The organism is Xanthomonas sp. NCPPB 4037 (assembly GCF_041475695.2).
Classification (GTDB): Bacteria; Pseudomonadota; Gammaproteobacteria; order Xanthomonadales; family Xanthomonadaceae; genus Xanthomonas; species Xanthomonas campestris.
In genome coordinates this window covers 209,057-229,852 of sequence record NZ_CM191261.1, presented here as the reverse complement: position 1 = coordinate 229,852, position 20,796 = coordinate 209,057, and the positions used below count along the sequence as shown (strand labels likewise).

Genomic DNA, 20,796 nt, shown 5'->3' with positions numbered 1-20,796 from the left:
TGCAGGGACAGCATGCGCACGTGCCCGCTGGCACCTGCAGCGTGTCCAGTTTCACAGCCAATGCCGGCCGCAGCACATCACTCAGGTGAGACGCTGCGCTCGAAGCGCGCGGTCCACGTCTGCCGGCGTGCCCTTGCCCAGCGCGGCGTAGGCCGCTTGCAGGGCCTCGGTGAAACGCGGGTCTGCAGCCAGCGCACCAAACACGGTCTCCAACGCGAGAAAGGTCGACATCGCAGTGCCGGCATCATCGGTGGCCGAACGCCCTAGCGTGCCGAGTGCGTCGCCCAGCGGATCAACCAACCCAACACCTGCGTGCGCTTGCCTGCGCACATAGTGCAGCCAGGCTGCGACCGGCAGGCAGAGGCGATCGATGCGGCGGCCGGCGGTGAGTGCATCGGCAATGGTGCCGAGCAGGCGCACCGGAATCTTCTGTGAGCCATCCCAGGCGATCTGGGCCAGCAGGTGGCGGATGGCGGGGTTGCGGAAGCGGGCCAGGATGGCGTCGCTGTAGCGGTGCCGGTCGAAGCCGGGCATCGGCGCCAGGGTGGGGCCGATGTCCTCGCGCATCAGCGTTTCGACGAAGCTGGCCAGCGGCGTGTGCTGCATGGCATCGGCCACGGTCTCCAGCTGCAACAGGCTGCCGAGGTAGGCAAGCGCCGAGTGCGGGCCGTTGAGCAGGCGCAGTTTGGCGCGTGCGTAGCCGGCGATATCGTCGCTGAGCGTGACGCCTGCGCGTTCGAACGCCGGGCGGCCGTTGCAGAAGCGGTCTTCGATCACCCACTGGGTGTAGCGCTCCCGCTGGATCGGCCAGGCGTCGTGCAGGCCGGTCTGTGCGAGCACTTGCGCGCGTAGCGCCTCGTCGGTGGCAGGGGTGATGCTGTCCACCATCGAGCGCGGAAAGCTGACGTGCTGTTCGATCCAGGCGGCGAGCGCGGGATCGCGTTGCTGCGCAAGCAGCACGGTGGCGCGGCGGAGCAGGCTGCCGTTGTCGGCCAGGTTGTCGCAGCTGAGCACGCTGAACGGTGCGCGGCCGTGCTGCCTGCGTGCGTGCAGGCCGGCGACCAGGTAGCCGATCGCGCTGCACGGTGTCTGCGGATGTGCAAGGTCATGCACGATGTCGGGGTGGCTGAGGTCCAACGTGTCGCCTGCCAGGCAATAGCCTTTTTCGGTGACGGTGAGCGTGACCAGGCGCACTGCCGGATCGGCGAGGCGTGCGAGCACGGCAGGTTGCTCATCGCTGGCGCAGAGCACTTCGGCGATGGCACCGATCACGCGCAGCTGTGGCTGGGCATCGAGCATGGCGAGCGTGTACAGGCCGTCCTGCGGGCGCAGCGCATCGCGCACCTGCGGGTTGTGCAGCGACACCGCGCAGATGGCCCAGGCGGGGTCGTTGGCAAGCAGGTCATCGATGTAGACGGCCTGGTGCGCGCGATGGAAGGCGCCGGCGCCCAGGTGGACGATGCCGATGGTGGTGTGTTTGGGGTTGTAGTTGGGAGTGAGGACGGTGTTCGGTAGGTGGGCGAGTGTTGCGATGGAGAGCGTTGAAATTGGCATGGGTGTTTGTTTGAAATCGTGGGGTGATGCAAGTTCGCTGGTGGCCGTACCCTCACCCCAACCCCTCTCCCGACGGGAGAGGGGCCTTGATTCCGCGGCGTGCGGTGGGATCAGTTTGCGGTGACGGTGAAGCGTTGTTTGCTGCGGATGTCTGCGCTGGAGGCGCCGATCTGCAGCTCGTAGGCGCCTGGGTCCACGGCGTACGCTTTGCGCTGCTCGTCGTAAATACGCAGCGCCTCGCGCGGGGTGATGGTGAAGCTCACCTCGCGGTGTTCGCCCGGTTGCAGGGTGATGCGCTGGAAGCCGCGCAGCTCCTTGCGTGCGCGTTCGCGCTGCGGGTTGAGCGGGTGCAGATACAGCTGCACTACTTCATCGCCGGCACGCTGGCCGGTGTTCTTCACCGACACGGTGGCGCGCAGCGTGCCATCGGCGGCGACGGTGGTGCGGTCCAGCCGCAGGTTCGAATACGCAAACTGCGTGTAGGCCAGGCCATGGCCGAACGGGTACAGCGGCTTGCCGTCGAAGTAGCGGTAGGTGCGCCCGCGCATGGCGTAATCGTCGAAGGCCGGCAGGCGTTCGTCTTCCTTGTAGAAGGTGATCGGCAGGCGGCCGCCCGGGCTGGCCTGGCCGAACAGCACATCGCCCACCGCGGTGCCGCCACGCTGGCCGGGGTACCAGGCCAGCAGGATGGCGGGCACGTGTTGCTGTGCCCAGTCGATGGCCAATGCGGAGCCAGTGGTGAGCACCGCGACCACTGGCGTGCCGGTGGCCTGCAGTGCCTGCAATAGCTCGCGTTGGGGTTTGGGCAGGCGCGTGTCGGTGCGGTCGCCGCCGGCAAAGCCGGGGTAATTGACGTCCATTTCCTCACCTTCGACATCGCCGGTGAGGCCGCCGACAAACACCACCACATCGGCATTGCGCGCGGCATCCACGGCTTCCTGCAACGGCGGTTTGGCGCCGGGCATGCGCCAGGCCAGGCGCACGCCGGCATCGCGGGTGGCTTCGTAATATTCCACGCGCAGGTCGTAGGCCTTGCCGGCTTGCAGTGCCACGGCGGCCGTGCCGCTCCGCATGCGCGGCGCATCGCTCCACTGGTCGATGAGCGGCTTGCCATCCAGAGACAGGCGCACGCCGTCGTCGGCGGCAATCTGCAGCTCGTAGTTCCCCGACACCGGCGGCAGCAACTGGCCGTGCCAGCGCACGCTGAAGTCGTCCTTGTCGAGCGCCTGGCCGGGCTGCAGTTCGCCGCGGCCGACCGCATCGTCGGTGGGTGCATTGCGGTCCCAGCGGAAGGCGATGCGCGGGTCGATGCGGGTGAGCACCGGCTGGCCTGCCAGTGCACGGCCACGGAAGTACTCACCGGTGAGGCCGTTCTGGCTGGCACCGGCGGCCGGGCGCAGGTAGCGCGCGTCGATCGGTGCGGCCGCGTTGGGGTCTTCGCGGCCTTCCACCAGGTCGCTGCCGCGTGCATACACCACCTCGGCCTGCGGGGCCGCATCGCGGATGCCTTGCAGGATGGTGACCGGCGCGGCAGGCGTGCCGTAGTAGTTGCCCAGCAGCGACATCGGGTCGTCGGCGGTGGGGCCGACCACGGCAATGCGCTTGAGCGTGGGCTTGAGTGGCAGCAGGCCGTCGTTTTTCAGCAGTACCAGCGATTCGCGTGCTGTGCGCCGGGCCAGTGCATCGTGCTGCGGCGATTGATTGGCCGATGCCGGGATCTGCGCCCACGGCACCTTGGCCGGCGGGTCGAACATGCCCAGCCGCAGGCGCGCGGCCATCAGCCGTGTCAGCGACCGATCGATGGTGGCTTCATCGATCAGGCCGGCGCGCACGGCGGCAGGCAAGGCGGCGTAAGTGTCGCCACAATCCAGGTCGGTGCCGTGCTTGACGCCGAGTGCGGCGGCGGCTTCGGGCGTGGGCACGATCTTGTGGTTCTGCCAGATGTCGCGGATGGCCGCGCAGTCGCTGACGATGTAGCCATCGAACCCCCAATCACGGCGCAGGATGCCTTCCAGCCGCGTGCTGGCCGATGCGGACTCGCCGTTGACGCGGTTGTAGGCGCCCATTACTGCTGCGACGTGGCCTTCCTGCACCAGCGCCTGAAAGGCGGGCAGATAGGTCTCGTAGAGATCGCGCTCGCTGGGATGCACGTCGAAATGATGACGATCCGCCTCCGGGCCACTGTGCACCGCGTAATGCTTGGCGGTGGCATCGAGCTTGCGATACGGCCCCTGCTGCGCCTGCAGGCCCTGTACGAAGGTGACGCCCATGCGCGCGGTGAGGTACGGATCCTCGCCATAGGTTTCCTGGCCACGGCCCCAGCGCGGGTCACGGAAGATGTTGATGTTGGGCGACCAGAATGTGAGCCCCTGGTAACGCTTGTGCTCGCCGCGCGCCAGGAAGGCATGGTGCTTGGCGCGTGCTTCGTCGCTGATGGCGGTGGCCACCTCGGCCATCAACGGGGTATCGAACGTGGCCGCCAGGCCGATTGCCTGCGGAAACACCGTGGCACCGCCGGCGCGGGCCACGCCGTGCAGGGCTTCGTTCCACCAATCGTATTCGGGCACCTGCAGGCGCGGGATGGCGGGCGCGGCGTTCTGCATCTGCGCGGCCTTTTCCTCCAGCGTCATGCGCGCCACCAGATCGGCGGCGCGCGCCTGCAGCGGTTGCGTGGGGTCCAGGTACGGCGGCGGCGTCGCGGCATGCGTGCTGCCGGCGGCCACGCCGAGCGCCAGCAACAGGCCGCGCGCCAGGGCACGGTGCGGCACGCGGGCGTGCGGGGCAGGGTGGGAATGCATGCTCAATCCTCCTTGGTGCGGTCTGGGTCCAGCTGGGCGAAGGGCCCGATCGTGCTGCCGACAAAGCCGCCGGCCTGTGCAGTGCTCAGCATGCTGGCGTCGTCGTGACGCTGCAGCCATTGCCAGCCGTGCCCGGTTGCATCGAAGGCAAAGCTGTAGCGCCCGCCATCACCGCTGATCTGCAGCCGCAATGGGGCGGTGGTGACCGGGATGCGCGCACGCGCCAGGGTGGTGGTGCGCGTGCCGTCGCGCTTGTCCACGAAGACCTCCGCGCCATCGCCATCGCGGCGTACGCCCAGCGCGTACCACGCGTTGGAATTCTGCACCGCGGCCAGGCCGGCGCTGATGCCCGCGTGGGTTGGCAGCTCCAGCGCGGTGCTGGCGGTGAAGTGCGTGTGCTGCTGGCGCCGCCCCAGAAACGCCGGGTTGCCGGTGCTGGCCAGTCCTTGCGGTGTGGCGTGCAGGGTGAGCCAGCCCGGGCGTGCACGCAGGTCGGCCCAGTCGCGTTTGGGCACGCGCAACGACAGCCATTCGCGCTGCGGCGTGCTGGTGTCGAACCCGTCGCGCCAGGTGAAGTTGCCGGACAGCGGCGTTTGGTCGATGCGCGCCGGCGTGCCGTGCGGTGCCTTGGCCACGTAGGGAATCGGTGCGCCCGGCGTCAGGATCGACGGCCAGCCATCGCGCCACTGCACCGGCAGCAGGAAGGTTTCGCGCCCGGTGTTGTAACGGTCGTCTGCATACGGCCGGCTGGCCAGGAACACCGCCCACCACTGCCCGTCGGGCGTGTCCACCAGGTCGACATGGCCGGCATTGCTGATCGGCTGCGCGCGCCCGGCAGGCAGGTCGCGCTGGGTGAGGATCGGGTTGTGCGGCGCGGGCGCGTACGGGCCCCACACGTTGCGACTACGCAGCACCACTTGCGAATGCTGCGGCCCGGTGCCGCCTTCGGCGCACGACAGGTAGTACCAACCATCGCGTTGGTAGAGGTGCGGGCCTTCGATCCAGATCGGCTTGCTGGCCAGGTCCACGCCGCCGTTGAGCAGCACCTTGCGTGGGCCCAGCGGCTGATTGGTGGCCAGATCAAACCGCTGCATCCAGATGGCGCGGTGGCCTTCGTACAACGGCGTGCCTTCCGGCGGGCCGTTGTTGAGCAGGTACGCGCTGCCATCGGTATCGAAGAACAACGACGGGTCGATGCCATCCACGCCGGGTAACCAGCTGAGCGTGGACCACGGCCCGGCCGCACTGGTTGCGCTGGCGATGAAGTTGCCGCCGCTGTCCACCGCGGTGCCCACCACATAGAACCGCCCGGCATGGTGGCGGATGCTGGCGGCGAACATGCCGCGCGACACGCCCAGGCCATCGTAATCGAGCTGCTCACGCCGCTCGACCACATTGCCGACCTGCGTCCAATGCACCAGGTCCGTGCTCTTGAACACCGGAATCGCCGGGAAATACGCAAAGGTGGAATTGACCAGGTAATAGCGCTCGCCCACCCGCGTGATGCTGGGGTCGGGATAGAACCCGGCCAGGATCGGATTGCGATAATGCCCGGCGGGCAGTGGCGTTGCGAACACTGGGTCATCGCCGCGGTACTCGAACCAGTCGAACGCCACGGCCTGCTTCGGCGCCGCCGGCTGCGCATGTGCCGCCAGCGGTGCGGCCAACGCCACGCTTACAGCCAGCAGTAAGGCACGCATGCGCCTCACCAGTCCCACATCGCGCCGTCTTCCAGACGCGCGATCGGCAACTGCTTGGGCACGTAGGGGTACTTCGCGGCCAGGGTTTCATCGATGTCCACGCCATGCCCGGGCGTCTCCCCGCAATGCAGGCGCCCGTCGCGGAACACGTAGTCGTGCGGGAACACCGCATTGGCCTCGTCGGAATGGAACATGTATTCCTGGATGCCGAAATTGGGCACCCAGGTGTCGAAGTGCAGGGCCGCGCCCATGCACACCGGCGACAGATCGGTGGCGCCGTGGAAGCCGGTGCGCACCTGATGCAGCGCGGCGAAATCGGCCAGCCTGCGCACGTGCGTGATGCCGCCGGCATGGACAATGGTGGTGCGGATGTAGTCGATCAGCTGTTGCTCGATCAGGTGCTTGCAGTCCCAGAGCGAATTGAACACCTCGCCCACCGCCAGCGGCGTCACCGTATGCTGGCGAATCACTTCGAACGCGCGCTGGTTTTCCGCCGGGGTGGCGTCTTCCAGCCAGAACAGGCGGTACGGCTCCAGGTCGCGGCCCAGCCGCGCGGCTTCGATCGGCGTGAGGCGGTGGTGCGCATCGTGCAGCAATTCGATCTCATCGCCGTGGTCGGCGCGCAGCTGCTCGAACAACTTCGGCACCACCCCCAGGTAGCGCGGCGTGGACCACACGGTTTCGGTGGGTAGTTCGCTCTCGGCCGGCTCGTACGGCTTGCCACCGCTGGAGATGCCGTAGGTCTTCTTGATGCCGGGCACGCCGCATTGCGCGCGGATGGCGATAAAGCCCATCTCGCGGAAGCGGCCCACCTCGTCGCTGGTTTCGGCGATGTCGCGGCCGTTGGCGTGGCCGTAAACCAGCGCACCTTCGCGCGAGCGCCCGCCCAGAAACTGGTACAGCGGCAGGCCGGCCATCTTGCCCAGGATGTCCCACAACGCCACGTCCACCGCGGCAATCGCGCTCATCGTCACCGGCCCGCGCCGCCAGTACGCACCGCGGTAGAAGAACTGCCAGATGTCCTCGATACGCCCGGCATCGCGGCCAATCAGGTTCGGCACCAGGTGTTCCTGCAGGTACGCCGCCACCGCCAGTTCGCGGCCGTTGAGCGTGGCATCGCCCAGCCCGGTGATGCCCGAGCGGGTGCGGATCTTCAAGGTGACGAAGTTGCGCCCCGGGCAGGTGACGATGACGCGCGCCTCGACGATCTCGCGATCGCGGGCCGAGCCTTGCAGCGGGGAGGGGGAGTCGACGGTCTGTGACATCGGGGTCTCGCTCATCGGGAAGTGGCGGCAGTGATGGGAAGTTCGAACGGGCCTGCAGGCAGGCCGCTGCGGTCGTACAAGGTGCACACCGGGCTGTCGGCCCAGCAGTAGCGCACGCGTGTGGCCTGCAGGTCGGCCGGCACGCGCAGCGTCACGGTGTCACCGTGCACGCTGGCCGGCGCATAGCGGCAACTGCCGCTGGCCGCGCCGCAGACCTCGAAGCCGATCGGCGCGCTGGCGCTGTAGCTTTGCAAGGCAGTGTCCACGGCATCGAAGCGCACGCGCAGTGCCTCACCATCGCGTTGCACATCGCGCGGTACCGGGCCGGAAGCGGCAATCGCCTCGCCATACACCACATGCCGCGCCGCGCGTGCCAGGCGGCGGCCCAGCTCCTGTTTGTTGGCCGGATGAATGTCGTAGCGGTCGCCGATATCGATGGCCACCGCCAGCCCGGCATGCGCATCGCCGGCCACGAAGCGGCGCTGCGCTTCGCGGAGTTGCGCCCAGCCGCTTTCCACCGGTTGGGTAGGCGGCATGCCGTAGTTGGCCAGCTGCACCACCAGCAGCGGCAGCTGCGCGCCGAAGCGCTGCCGCCAGTCGCGCCGCCAGGCATCCAGCAAGGCCGGGTAGTGCGCCGCATCGCCGGCATTGGATTCGCCCTGGTACCAGAGCACGCCGCGCAGGCCCAGCTGGCCGAGCGGGGCGATCATGCCGTTGTACAAAGTGGTCAGCCCGGCCGCCGACGACCAGGGCGCGCGGGGCGGCGTGCCTACTGCGGTGGGAACGATCTGGTACTGCCAGGGGCGATCCAGCGGCACGCGGCTGCCATCGGCAAGCTGCAGCACACGCGAGGACGCATCGCCCAGTAATCCCCCACGGCGGTAGGTGTTGAGCACGTTGAGCACAATGCTGTTGCGCCCGGCCTGCAGCTGCCCACGTGGCACGCTGTAGCGGCGCGGCTGGTCGGCGCCGTAGCTGCTGCCCACCGCATGGCCGTTGACCCAGGTCTGGTCCAGTTCGTCCACCGGCCCGAGGAGCAGCGTGGCGTCCTGCGCGGCCTGCGCCGCGGTGAGCTCAACAGTGCTGCGGTACCAAACCATGCCGTTGAAACCGACCAGCTGCGGCACGCCCCACTCGTCCCAGGCACCGAGCGTGGCCGGCGCGGGTTGCCATGCGCCCGGCGCATCCGGCTGCCACGGCGCGCCGTCGCCATGCGCATGCCACCAGGTTTCCCATAACCTGCCCCAGCGTGGTGCGGCATCGGTCGGGCTGCTGGCGTAACGCGCCAGCACGTCCAGCGCGGGGCCATCATCGCCGGCCGCGCGCAGTGCGGCGTCGCCGATCCACGCCTGCAGTTGCGAGCCGCCCCACGAAGCATTGATCAAGCCCATCGGCACCGCCACGGTCTTCTGCAGTTCGCGTGCGAAGTAATAGCAAGCTGCCGAGAAATCCTTCACCGTCTCAGGCGTGGTGGGTTGCCAGACGGCAGCGCCAGCGAAGCTGCGTTGCGGGGTCGGGCTGGACTGCGCCGGCACCTTGAACATGCGGATGCTGGGGTGATCGGCGTCGGCGATTTCGCTGCGGGAATCCAGTGTGCGATGCACCTGCAGCTCCATGTTGGACTGGCCCGAGCACAGCCAGACATCGCCCACCAGCACATCGTCCAGTTGCTGGGTCACGCCGCCTGCACTGCGCGCACTCAGCGTGTACGGGCCACCGGCGCCACGCGCCGGCAGGCGTGCCTGCCAACGCCCCTGGCGGTCGGCACGCACCTGCACCTGCTGCTCGCCCAGGCGCAGCGTCACCTGTTCGCCGGCCGGCGCATCGCCCCACAGCCGGATCGGCGCATCACGTTGCAGCACCATGTGCGGCTGGAATAACGCATGCAGCAATGGCGCATCGGCCGCCGCTGCATGGGAAGGTGCGAGCAACACGCCCAGCGCCGCGATCAATGCCACCCGTGTCCGTGCACTCATTTCGGGTTCCCCGGTGCGTATGGAAACTTCAGCGCCTGGTAGTACGCCAGCGGATGCGCCGGTGGCGCCGTGCCAGCCGGCAACGCACGGCCGGACACCTGCTGGAAGTACGCAATGCTGGCATCGCGCCACCACTGCGCCTCGTCCTGCTGGATCGCCAGGAACGCTGCGATCTGTTGGTAACGCTGCGCATCGATGCGGCCGTGCAGCTGCTGCCACGTCGCACGCATCTGCTGCACTTCATCCACGCCGTGGTCGTAATGCCACACCAGCTCGTCCCACAGCGGCCGCCCCGAGGCCATGCGGTGGTCCCATGGCACGTGGTGGAACCACAGCAGGTAACGCTCGGGCACGCGCTGCACGTAGCCGAACACGCGCGCCACCGGCGCGGCATATTGCGCAGCCGCATTGCTGCCACTGGCACTGCGATCAAATCCAATCCCGTTGCGATCGGCACGGTGGTAATACACCGGGTCCCAGTCCGGGCGCTCGCTGCCGGCATCCCACGGTGCCGGGCCGTAATGATGGCCACGCCCCATCAAATGATGCAGGCCGAGCGGGGTCATGTAATCCACCACCGCCTCGCGCGAGCGCAGCAATAGGTCCACCACCGGCGTGACCACCGCGGTGTCGTTGGAAAAGCTCATGCGCACCCATTCCTGCGCGATCGCTTCCGGGCGCAGATCCGGATCCCAGGCCAGCCTTCCGAACGCATACCAGTTGGCCTGGTCGAAGATCGAGCCGCTCCAGTTGCGATCTGCTCCGATGTTGGCCACCCCGGCAATCCCGGTCAGCGGCGAGCGCGTGGTGGCCTTGAACAGGCTGCCATCGACCGTCTTGGCCACGGTCGAGCCCTTGCCGCGCGCATAGGTATCGGCCTGCAGCGTTTCGGAGAACAGGCTGCCCAGGTAGGCCACATGCGTGGAGAAGCCTAGATATTCCTTGGTGATCTGGAACTCGGGCATCAGCGGCGTCTTGCGCATTGCACCGAACAACGGGTGGAACGGCTCGCGCGGCTGGAAATCGATCGCACCGTTCTTCACCTGCACGATCACGTTGTCGCGGAATGCGCCATCCAGCGGCAGGAATTCGCTATAGGCCTGCTTGGCGCGGTCGTCCGGTTGCTCGTGCGAATAGACAAACGCACGCCACATCACCACGCCGCCGTGCGGCGCCAGTGCATCGGCGAGCAGGTTGGCACCGTCGGCGTGGCTGCGGCCGTAATCCTGCGGGCCCGGTTGGCCTTCGGAATTGGCCTTGACCAAAAAACCACCAAAATCAGGGATGCGCGCATAGATCGCATCGGCCGTTTCACGCCACCAACGCTGCACCTGCGGGTCCAGTGGGTCGGCGGTCTTCAAGCCACCAATCTCGATCGGCGCACTGAAGCGCGCGCTGAGAAACACGCGGATGCCATAGGGGCGAAACACCGTGGCCAGCGCCGCGGCCTTGTCCAGATACTGCGGCGTCAGGCTCCACGCTTTGGCGTTGACGTTGTTGAGCACCGTGCCGTTGATGCCGAGCGAGGCGTTGGCGCGTGCGTAGTCGGTGTAGCGCGGGTCCAGGTAGCCGGGCAGGGTCTGCCAGTTCCACAAGGAGGCGCCGGCATAGCCGCGCTCCACCACGCCATCCAGGTTGTCCCAGTGATTGAGCAGGCGCAGCTGCAGCCGTGGCGTCTGCCGGATATCCAGCGCGCTCAGCGACTGCCCGGTCTGCACCAGCCGCAGCAGATGGAACGCGCCGTACAGCACGCCCACATCGCTGCCGCCGACAATCACGGTCGCCTGGTGCCCATCCACGCGCGTGCTGCGGATCAGGTAACCCTCGCGCCCCAACGCTTGGGTTGCCAGGCCCAATGCGGCAATCTGCGGTGTCTGCGCGGTCCCCAGCACGATCGCGCCATCGCGCGTGGCGGCTTGCGTCGGCGCCGGCGCCACACCGAGCAGACCGTGCAGGCCGCGCTGCAACTCGTCACCGGCCGCCTGCAGCGTGGGCGTTGCGCCCAGCACGACCAATTCGCGCGCGCTGCCTTGCTTCTGTGCCGCATCGGGCAATAAATGGTAGCGCAACCATAAATCGTAGCCGTCCTCGGCATGTGCGGTCATCGCTGGCAACACCGCGCTGCACACCAGCAACGCCAGCAGCAGCCAATGCGCGCAGGCGGCCTGCGTGCGCCGCACAAATTTCCTGGTCATGCGTGCGCTCATACCTTGCATCCGGTTGCCTGATCGTGATGTGCGTGCCTGTCGCCGCTCTGCCTGCTTCCCGGTACCATGCGACGCACAGCCAGGCGCGTTGCTCGTCGCTGCACCAGCGCCGCGGTGCGCTTGCATACCGCATGTTCGTCAGCCATTTGAAGAGGCCACGCTTGGAGAAGGTCAGGAAATCGGTCCGCCGCACCAGCCGTGCGATCACCATCAACGAGGTGGCAGCGCTGGCCAAGGTCTCGCCGATGACGGTATCGCGCGTGGTCAACAGCAACGGCAATGTGCGCGACGCCACGCGCGCGCGCGTCATGCGCGCAGTCGACAAACTGGGTTACACCCCCAACCTCGCTGCCAGCGCGTTGGCCGCCGCACAGAGCACGCGCATCGCGTTGATCTACAGCGACCCCAGCGGTGCGTATCTGCGCGAATTGCTGCTCGGTGTGTTGCGTGTGGCATCGCGCACCTCGATCCAGCTGGTCATCGACTGCTGGGACGATCTGGACGCCGATGCCGAGCGCAAGGCCGCACGCAAGCTCGCCAAGGGCGTGGCTGGTGTGATCCTGCCGCCGCCGCTGTGCGAATCCAAGGCGGCGGTGCTGGAGCTGGTGCGTGCGAAGGTGCCGGTGGTGGCAATCGCCTCCAACCATTTCAGCCCGGATGTGGCCTGTGTGCGCATCGACGAATTCGCCGCCGCCAAGGAAATCACCGAGCATCTGATCGCGCAGGGCCACACGCGCATCGGCTATATCGCCGGCCATCCGAACCTGTCGGCCAGCACGCGGCGTTTTGAGGGATTCCAGGCCGCGCTGTCCGATGCCGGCCTGCGCCTGGATCGTCACCTGGTGCAACCTGGCGACTACACCTACCGCTCGGGTCTGCTTGCGGCCGAAAAGTTGCTCGCACGCAAGCGGCGCCCCAGCGCGATCTTCGCCAGCAACGACGACATGGCCGCCGCTGCCATTTCGGTCGCGCACCGGCGTGGGCTGGATGTGCCGCGAGATCTGTCGGTGGTCGGCTTCGACGATACCTCCGCCGCCACCGCGGTGTGGCCGGAACTCACCACCGTGCAGCAGCCGATCGCCGCCATGGCCGATGCCGCATTGGACATCTTGTTGAAGACGATTCGCGCCAAGGAGCGGCCCGCGCGGACGATGGTCGATCATGTGGTCGCACACCTGCTGGTCAAGCGGGATTCGGTGGCTGCACCGGCAGCCGACGCGGCAGAGCAGCCCTCCGCCGGGCCGTAAACGCTGTCGCCAGCGTCACGGCATTGCACGCTCGCCCGATGCACTGGGCGAGCATTAGCGAGGCATCAACGCGTCAGGTACTGATTGATCAGGTTCTCGTAGGCTTCCTGGCGGCCGCTGACTTGCGTCGGCTCGCCCTTGCCGGTGGCGTACTTGGCAAGATCCGCCAACGTGCTGGTGCCGTTGGCAAAGTCTGCGCCCGCGCCGCTGTCGAAGCTGGCGTAACGCTGCGCGCGCCAGGTTTCCAGCGGCGAAGAGGTCAGCAGTGCGTCGGCCACTTCCAGCCCACGTGCGAACGCGTCCATGCCGCCGATGTGGGCCAGGAACAGGTCCTGCGGGTCGGACGATTCACGCCGCACCTTGGCATCGAAGTTCAGCCCGCCCGGTGCCAGCCCGCCCTGACGCAGCACCACCAGCATCGCGCCGACGGTGTCGTACAGGTCGGTCGGGAACTGGTCGGTATCCCAGCCGTTCTGCGGATTGCCTCGGTTGGCATCGATGCTGCCGAGCAAGCCGGCATCGCTGGCCACCTGCAGATCGTGCTCGAAGCTGTGGCCCGACAGCGTGGCGTGGTTGGCTTCGATATTCAGCTTGAAATCCTGGTCCAGGCCGTGCTGACGCAGGAAGCCGATCACCGTGGCGCTGTCGAAGTCGTACTGGTGCTTCATCGGCTCCATGGGCTTGGGCTCGATCAGGAAGTTGCCGGTGAAGCCGATCGCGCGGCCGTAGTCGCGTGCCAGGGTGAGGAAGCGCGCCATGTTGTCCTGCTCACGCTTCATCTGCGTGTTGTGCAGGCAGGCGTAGCCTTCGCGGCCGCCCCAGAACACGTAGTTCTCGCCGCCCAACTCCACCGTGGCATCGATCGCAGCCTTGACCTGCACTGCGGCGCGCGCCACGACGTTGAAGTCCGGATTGGTGGAGGCACCATTCATGTAGCGCGGGTGCGAGAACAGATTGGCGGTGCCCCACAGCAGCTTGACGCCGGTGTCGGCCTGGCGCTGCTTGGCGATGCCCACCATGTGCTTGAGGTTGTTTTCGTACTCGCCGATGTCGTCCGCATCCGGCGCCAGATCGATGTCGTGGAAGCAGTAGTACGGCACACCGAGCTTGGTGAAGAATTCGAACGCGGCATCGGACTTGGCTTCGGCACGCGCCAGCGCGGTGTTGCCTACATCCCACGGATACGCACGCGTGCCCGGGCCGAACGGATCGGCGCCATTGCCGCAGAAGCTGTGCCAGTAGGCCACTGCAAAGCGCAGGTGTTCGGCCATGGTCTTGCCGGCGACCTGCTTGTTGGCGTCGTAGACCTTGAACGCGAGCGGGTTGTCCGAATCACGGCCTTCGAAGCCGATCTTGCCGATGCCGGGGAAATATTCTTTCGCGCCGATGAAAACGGTGTTGCTCATGGGGTCAAGCTCCTGCAGAGGGAGAGGGCAATGGGGCTGCGCGCAACGCCGTGACGGTGCTGCGCGCGGAGCAGGGTTGCATGCAGCGCACGCTCGGGGATTGCGCAATGTTAGCGCTACCAAAACTGCGACTGAAAAAAGCCGCGCCATGCAGCGAAGCCGAGTGGGTCATGCCGATCCTGCGTCGAACGGTCCGGGCGACTTTACCCAGCCCGCGCCAGAAAGGCTTGCTGCGCTGCGAGATGCGCAGCGCGGCCGCGTGCGCTGTCACACAATTGCCGCAGGGGCGGGGCCGCCAGCGGCCGGCCGCCGCCAAGGCAGGCGCGGCGGCCATCGCCGGCATCGGCGCAGTCACACCGCGCCAGCGGGCCAGCGCTCAGGCAGCGGCGGTCCGGCCAGCTACAATGGCCGGCTTATGACCGCTGTCCTGCCGCTGCCGCTTCCCCTGGCCGATCCCGCTCCGCGCACCCCGCGGCTGCAGCGCGAGCCGCTGCGCCTGGCCAAGCGGCTGCGCCACGCGGTGGGCCAGGCGATTGCCGATTTCGGCATGATCGCCCCCGGCGACAAGGTCATGGTCTGCCTGTCCGGCGGCAAGGACAGCTACACCTTGCTGGACATGCTGCTGCAGCTGCAGCGCAAGGCGCCGGTGCCGTTCACGCTGGTGGCGGTGAACCTGGACCAGAAGCAGCCGGACTTTCCCGCCGACGTGCTGCCCACCTACCTGCGCGCCCAGCAGGTGCCGTTCGACATCATCGAACAGGACACCTATTCGGTGGTCAGCCGGGTGATTCCGCAGGGCAAGACGATGTGTTCGCTGTGCTCGCGGCTGCGCCGTGGCGCGCTCTACGCTTACGCGCAGGCGCACGGGGTGACCAAGATTGCGCTGGGCCATCACCGCGACGACATCGTGGCGACCTTTTTCATGAACCTGTTTCACCACGCCCGGCTCGCGGCGATGGCGCCCAAGCTGCGCAGCGACGACGGTGCGCATGTGGTGATCCGCCCGCTGGCCTATGTGCGCGAGGCCGACATCGCCGCCTATGCGCAGGCCCGCCAATTCCCGATCATTCCCTGCAACCTGTGCGGCAGCCAGGAAAACCTGCAGCGCCAGCAGGTCGGGCGCATGCTGCAGCAGTGGGACCGCGAGCAGCCCGGCCGCGTGGACCAGATCGCCCGCGCGCTGGGCGATGTGCGTCCCGAGCAGCTGGCCGACCGCACGTTATTTGATTTTCTGGGATTGGGCGGCGGCGCCGACGCACCGCTGCCCGATGCCGCTGGCTGGTTGGCCGGCAGCGCTGCCGAGTACGCGCGCGACTAGCGCAGACTTCGTTACCGACCACCTCACTCCCGCGCCACCTTCTTTCCTCCTCTTCGGTCTTTCGCATGTTCTTTCGCAATCTCACGCTGTTCCGCTTCCCGACCACCCTGGATTTTTCCGAAATCGAAACGCTGCTGCCACAGGTGCAGCTCAAGCCGGTTGGCCCGCTGGAAATGACCTCGCGCGGATTCATCTCCCCGTTCGGCCGCGACGAGCACGAAGTACTCTCGCACCGGCTCGAGGATTTCCTGTGGCTCACCGTTGGCGGCGAGGACAAGATCCTGCCCGGCGCGGTGGTGAACGATCTGCTCGAGCGCAAGGTGGCCGAGATCGAAGAGAAGGAAGGCCGCCGCCCGGGTGGCAAAGCGCGCAAGCGTCTGAAGGACGACCTGATCCATGAGCTGCTGCCGCGTGCCTTCGTCAAGAGTTCGCGCACCGACGCCATCTTGGACCTGCAGCACGGCTACATCGCGGTCAACACCTCCAGCCGCAAGAGCGGCGAGAACGTGATGAGCGAGATCCGCGGCGCACTCGGCAGCTTCCCGGCGCTGCCCTTGAATGCCGAAGTCGCCCCGCGTGCGATCCTCACCGGCTGGATCGCCGGCGAACCGCTGCCCGAAGGCCTGAGCCTGGGCGAAGAGTGCGAGATGAAGGACCCGATCGAAGGCGGTGCGGTGGTCAAGTGCCAGCACCAGGAATTGCGCGGCGACGAGATCGACAAGCACCTGGAAGCCGGCAAGCAGGTCACCAAGCTGGCCCTGGTGATGGACGACAACCTGTCCTTCGTGCTCGGCGACGATCTGGTGATCCGCAAGCTCAAGTTCCTCGATGGCGCACTGGACCAGCTCGAGCACAGCGAAGGCGACGGCGCACGTGCCGAACTCGACGCGCGCTTTGCGCTGATGAGCGCCGAAGTGCGACGCCTGTTCCTGTTGCTGGAAGACGCCTTGAAGCTGAGCAAGGCCGAGGCCTGATCGGTCTCACCGGCTGACACATCGCAGCGCTATCCTGTGGCCATGTTCAAGCCTGTCCGCCGCCTCATCGCACCCGCACCGCAGGTCGTCGAACGCGACTGCGTGCGCCTGCAGCTGGAAGGGCGCGAGATCGTCGTGCTGCGCGTGCGCGACCCACGCGCGCGGCGCATCAAGCTCAGCGTGGATGAACGCGGCGCGCGGCTGACCCTGCCGCTGCGTGCAAGCCTGGTGGCCGGCGAGCGTTTTTTGCACGCACATCTGGACTGGCTGAGCACGCAGCTGTCGCGCTACCAGCAGGTGGATGCGCTACCGCCGCTGGAGCGTGGCGTGCCCGGCCTGCTGCCGTTGCGCGGCGCGTTGCTGCCGTTGAGCTGGCACGACGGCCGCTATGCCCGCATCGACATCACCGATGACGGCGCCCAGTTCCACGTCCCGGCGCGCCTGGGGGACGCCGGGCTGCGGCGCACCTTGAAGGAATTCTACGAAGCGCAGGCGCGCGCCGATCTCGGCCGCTGGCTGCCCACCTACCTGCCAGGATTACCGCGCGCGCCTGCCCGTCTGCGGCTAAAGGTGATGTCTTCGCAGTGGGGCTCGCTGGCACCGGACGGCTCGCTGGCGCTGGACCTGGCGCTGGTGCTCGGCCGCCCCTCGGCGTTCGAATACGTGCTGGTGCACGAGCTCTGCCATCTGGTGCAGGCCAACCACTCGCCGGCGTTCTGGGCCGAGGTGGAACAGCGCTTTCCCGCCTGGCGCGACGAGCGCAGCTATTTCCACGAACACGGCCGCCAGCTCAAGGCGCAATTGCGACGGTTGCTGCAGGCGGAGTGATCGTCGGCGCCTAAGCGTGCGTGCGTGCGGGGCTTGTGCGCGCGTGCTGGACACTTGGGCGAACGCAACGTCACTGGCGCCAGAGAACGGACGCGTGGTGCGCTGACGCCACACCGAGCTCTCCCATCTGTCCAGCCGTCTTGATTCGCCGACGCCTGACAGTGCTGGAAGAACGGGCAGGGTCGGGCTGGACAAGGCAAACTCACGGCAGTGCGTGCGGCGGCCACGTGCCTCTCGCTACCGCCACGCATACGCCGCTGCGCGCGCCAGCTGCCCACACGCACGCGACGACAGCCACGGATAACGGGTGGCCAATGCGGTCTGCACGGCATCAATCATCACAGCAAGCGGCGCGTTGCCGCGCCATAGCGGCGGGTCGCAGGCTGCGGCCCAGACCTGCTGCAGAAGAGGGCGTTCCTGCGCTTGCAGTGCTGCGCACACGCTGTCGAAGAATGTCCACGGCGTGTGCCACGCCTGGAATGCTTCGATCGCGGTGACAACGTGGACAGGCGTGTTCAACGCGAGACCTCGATGGTGATGTGCAGTGATCCGCCGTGCACACAATTGCAGATGATGCGTGTATCACAGCAAGCATCTATCGAATGCCGTTATCAGCGGAGCGTGTGTTCTTGCACGCGCGGCGCCGGCAGCCCGGCCAGGAACGCGTTGATCACCGCGGCCACCGCTTCGGGTGCCTCCATGTGCACATGGTGCGTGCCGGGTAAAAGATGCAGGCGCGCATCGGCCACCATCGCCACACGATGGTCGCGCAAGTCGTCGGGGAAATACGGCTGCGCCGGCGTGGCGAAAATGGCCTGAGTGGGGCAAACAATGCTGCTCAACAGCGCATCGATCTGCACTTCGGTCATGCGGATGGCGGTGGGCAGGGTGAGCCGCGGGTCCGAGCACCAGCTGTAGCCCCCTTCCACCACGCGCACGCCGCGCTCCACCAGCAGGCGGGCCGCCGACTCGGTGAGCTGGTTGGCCATCATGCGCGCACGCACCGGCATCTCCATCGACGGGAACACCCGCAGCGGCCGCTGCGCCAGCGTGCGCGTGGAACTGACAGCCTCGCGCAGACGGCTGGCGGTGCTCTCCACCGGCTCGGCCAGCGCGCCCAGCGCCTCGATGGCGATCAAGGCCTCGACCCGTTCCGGCGCGGCCGCGGCCATCAGGCTGGCCACGCCGCCGCCGAGCGAGTGGCCCAGCACGGTGAAGCGTTCCCAGCCCAGCGCATCGGCCACCAGCAGCAAATTGTGGATGGCGCTGCTGAGCGTGTATTCGGCGCCCACCGGCAGCCACGCGCTATGGCCGTGGCCGGGCAGGTCGAGCAACACCAGATCCAGCGCCTCGGCCGGCAGGTGCGCGCTCAGTGGCAGGAAGCTGGCCGCATTGTCCAGCCAGCCATGCAGCGCCAACACCCGGCGTGACCCGCGCTCGGCAGTGCGCAGCCCGGTGATGCGGCCAATCGGCAGGTCGCAGTGAAACGGCTGCAACCTCACGCGCGGCGGGCCACTGCGGCCAACGCCTGCGCATGCGTGGTGCTGTCATTGAGGCAGGGGATGTAGCTCAGCATGGCGCCGCGTTCGGCCAGCGTTTCGGCAAAGCCCAGCGCCACTTCTTCCAGGGTTTCCAGGCAGTCGGTGGCAAAGCCCGGGCACACCAGGTCGAAGCTGCGCACGCCGCCCTCGGCCAGTGCCCACAGCGTGGGTTCGGCATACGGCTGCAACCAGCGTTCTGCACCGAAGCGCGACTGGTAGCCCATCTGCCACGCATCCGGGCCCAGGCCCAGCGCGGTGACGATCGCCTGCGCGCTGCGTTCGCACTGCTGCGGATACGGGTCGCCGGCGTTGGCCACGCGTTGCGGCAGGCCATGGAAGGAAAACATCAGCTTCTCGCTGCGCCCATGCACCTGCCAGTGCGCACGGATGGAATCGGCGATCGCCGCCACCCAGCCGGCGTCTTCGCAATAGTCCTGGATCACCTCCACCGCGATCTCCGGCGCGCTCGGGCGCCAGGCATCGACCACGTCCTGGATCGAGGCGGTAGTGGTGGTCGAATACTGCGGATACAGCGGCAGCACCACGATGCGCTTGATGCCGCGTGCACGCAGGCCATCCATCGCCTTGCGCAGGGCCGGCGCGCCGTAGCGCATGGCCCAGGTGACGTGCCAGTCGGGCATGACCTGCTGCAGGCCTTCGGTCAGGCGCCGCGTGTACACCGCCAGCGGTGAGCCATCCGGCAGCCACACCTTGGCGTATTTTTCTGCCGACTTGGGGCCGCGGATGGGCAGGATCACGCCATACAGCAGCGGCTTCCAGAACAGCGGCGGGATGGCGACCACGCGGCGGTCGCTGAGAAACTCGGCCAGGTAGCGGCGCACGGCCGGGGCAGTGGGCGACTCGGGGGTGCCGAGGTTGACCACCAGCAGGGCGGTGTCGGAAGTGGTGTTCATGGCGACCATTCTGGCAGAGCTTGGCGAGCGTGCCGAATGCACCGATCCGATCACTGCGATCGGGCCTGTCTGAACCCGATTGCGCTCACCACCGATTCATTGCCCCGCGACTAACGTCGCGCCATTGATTTATCTTTGACGGATTGTCCTTTGGAGCTTGTCATGCCCCGTTTGTCGCGCCTGGCCCTGTTGTTGTCGCTGACCTTCGCCGCCGGCCATGCCGTGGCGGGCCCGGAAGAGGACCAGCGCGCGCGTAATGCGGTGCGGGTGCTCAACGAGATCATGAACATCCCCGAGCAGGCCATCCCCGACAAGCTGCTCGACGAGGCACGCGCGATCGTAGTGATCCCCGACACGCTCAAGGCCGGCCTGGTGATTGGCGGCCGTCGCGGCCACGGCCTGATGTCGATGAAGAACGCCGACGGCAGCTGGTCGCAGCCGGTGTTCGTCAAGCTCACCGGCGGCAGCATCGGCTTCCAGGCCGGCGTGCAGTCTTCCGACGTGGTGCTGGTGTTCCGCAACGACCGCAGCCTGGACAACATCGTCAACGGCAAGTTCACCCTGGGCGCCGATGCCGGCGTGGCCGCAGGCCCGGTGGGCCGCAACGCCGCCGCTGCCACCGACGGCCAGCTCAAGGCCGAAATCTGGTCCTGGTCGCGCGCCCGCGGCCTGTTTGCCGGCGTGGCGCTGGATGGCGCGGTGCTGCAGATCGACGATGCCGCCGATCTCAACGCCTACGGCGGCGGCGCCACCCCGCGCATGATCTTCGAAGGCCGCACCAACGAGCGCCCGTCCACCGACGTGATCGCCTTCCGCGACCGTCTGGAAGAGGTCACCTATACCGCGCGCACCAACCGCAGCAGCGATGGCGACACGCCGCCGCCCGCGCCGCGCCCGGTCAGCCAGTCACCCGCGCAGGCTCCGGCGACGCCGCCGAGCAACGAGGCCAGCACCATGCCGATCCAGCCTTCGGCCACGCCGCCACAGCAGCAAGGCTTTCAGCCGGTGTCCGATGGTGAAATCCGCACCGAATCACTGGACGGCAACCGCTGACCGGCTGTCATCCCC

Annotated in this window: 15 protein-coding genes; 5 read left to right on the top strand and 10 right to left on the bottom strand. The window is 67.4% G+C overall.

Features of this window, described 5'->3' with window-relative positions:
• Positions 1-81: 81 nt before the first annotated feature.
• The 6 genes from ACCQ01_RS00980 to ACCQ01_RS00955 all read right to left on the bottom strand — a co-directional run bounded on the left by ACCQ01_RS00980 (position 82) and on the right by ACCQ01_RS00955 (position 11,500).
• Positions 82-1,554 carry a mannitol dehydrogenase family protein gene (locus ACCQ01_RS00980; RefSeq protein ID WP_228433207.1) on the bottom strand — a complete coding sequence of 491 codons (1,473 nt, stop codon included), beginning with the start codon at positions 1,552-1,554 and terminating at the stop codon, positions 82-84.
• 110 nt (positions 1,555-1,664) lie between these two features.
• Positions 1,665-4,352, bottom strand: a complete 2,688-nt coding sequence (locus tag ACCQ01_RS00975; RefSeq protein WP_228433209.1) for a glycoside hydrolase family 3 protein — start codon at positions 4,350-4,352, stop codon at positions 1,665-1,667.
• 2 nt (positions 4,353-4,354) lie between these two features.
• Positions 4,355-6,037 (bottom strand): glycoside hydrolase family 43 protein, encoded by a 1,683-nt coding sequence (locus tag ACCQ01_RS00970; RefSeq protein WP_228433314.1) that lies wholly within the window; start codon positions 6,035-6,037, stop codon positions 4,355-4,357.
• Between the two features lie 20 nt (positions 6,038-6,057).
• Positions 6,058-7,317, bottom strand: coding sequence for a D-mannonate dehydratase ManD (gene manD, locus ACCQ01_RS00965; protein ID WP_228433211.1), 1,260 nt, complete (start codon positions 7,315-7,317; stop codon positions 6,058-6,060).
• A gap of 11 nt (positions 7,318-7,328) precedes the next feature.
• Complete coding sequence (locus ACCQ01_RS00960; RefSeq protein WP_228433213.1) at positions 7,329-9,293, bottom strand: sialate O-acetylesterase; 1,965 nt, start codon at positions 9,291-9,293, stop codon at positions 7,329-7,331.
• Entirely contained in the window at positions 9,290-11,500 is a 2,211-nt protein-coding gene (locus ACCQ01_RS00955; protein ID WP_267132121.1) for an alpha-glucuronidase family glycosyl hydrolase, read from the bottom strand. The genes ACCQ01_RS00960 and ACCQ01_RS00955 overlap by 4 nt, the downstream gene beginning before the upstream one ends.
• A gap of 161 nt (positions 11,501-11,661) precedes the next feature.
• Here ACCQ01_RS00955 and ACCQ01_RS00950 point away from each other — a divergent pair, with 161 nt between their 5' ends.
• Positions 11,662-12,747, top strand: a complete 1,086-nt coding sequence (locus ACCQ01_RS00950) for a LacI family DNA-binding transcriptional regulator (protein ID WP_029216879.1) — start codon at positions 11,662-11,664, stop codon at positions 12,745-12,747.
• Between the two features lie 65 nt (positions 12,748-12,812).
• Here ACCQ01_RS00950 and xylA read toward each other — a convergent pair whose 3' ends face one another.
• Positions 12,813-14,153, bottom strand: a complete 1,341-nt coding sequence (xylA, locus tag ACCQ01_RS00945) for a xylose isomerase (protein ID WP_228433215.1) — start codon at positions 14,151-14,153, stop codon at positions 12,813-12,815.
• Positions 14,154-14,568: 415 nt separating this feature from the next.
• Between xylA and ttcA the strand changes: the two genes are divergently transcribed.
• The 3 genes from ttcA (at position 14,569) to ACCQ01_RS00930 (ending at position 17,273) form a co-directional block, all read left to right on the top strand.
• A complete protein-coding gene (ttcA, locus tag ACCQ01_RS00940; RefSeq protein WP_228433217.1) occupies positions 14,569-15,471 on the top strand; it encodes a tRNA 2-thiocytidine(32) synthetase TtcA in 903 nt (300 codons plus the stop codon).
• 65 nt (positions 15,472-15,536) lie between these two features.
• The gene (locus tag ACCQ01_RS00935) at positions 15,537-16,445 is read left to right on the top strand and encodes a recombination-associated protein RdgC (RefSeq protein ID WP_014509525.1); all 909 of its coding nucleotides are present in this window, start codon (positions 15,537-15,539) and stop codon (positions 16,443-16,445) included.
• 42 nt (positions 16,446-16,487) lie between these two features.
• On the top strand, positions 16,488-17,273 hold the full coding sequence (locus tag ACCQ01_RS00930; protein ID WP_228433219.1) for a YgjP family zinc-dependent metalloprotease: 786 nt from the start codon (positions 16,488-16,490) through the stop codon (positions 17,271-17,273).
• A 237-nt stretch (positions 17,274-17,510) separates the two neighbouring features.
• Here ACCQ01_RS00930 and ACCQ01_RS00925 read toward each other — a convergent pair whose 3' ends face one another.
• From ACCQ01_RS00925 to hemH, 3 genes are all read right to left on the bottom strand, one after another.
• Positions 17,511-17,792, bottom strand: a complete 282-nt coding sequence (locus ACCQ01_RS00925) for a hypothetical protein (RefSeq protein WP_228433221.1) — start codon at positions 17,790-17,792, stop codon at positions 17,511-17,513.
• Positions 17,793-17,884: 92 nt separating this feature from the next.
• Positions 17,885-18,769, bottom strand: coding sequence for an alpha/beta fold hydrolase (locus tag ACCQ01_RS00920; protein WP_228433223.1), 885 nt, complete (start codon positions 18,767-18,769; stop codon positions 17,885-17,887).
• Positions 18,770-18,771: 2 nt separating this feature from the next.
• On the bottom strand, positions 18,772-19,737 hold the full coding sequence (gene hemH / locus ACCQ01_RS00915; protein ID WP_228433225.1) for a ferrochelatase: 966 nt from the start codon (positions 19,735-19,737) through the stop codon (positions 18,772-18,774).
• Positions 19,738-19,890: 153 nt separating this feature from the next.
• Here hemH and ACCQ01_RS00910 point away from each other — a divergent pair, with 153 nt between their 5' ends.
• A complete protein-coding gene (locus tag ACCQ01_RS00910; RefSeq protein ID WP_228433227.1) occupies positions 19,891-20,781 on the top strand; it encodes a lipid-binding SYLF domain-containing protein in 891 nt (296 codons plus the stop codon).
• Positions 20,782-20,796: the final 15 nt, after the last annotated feature.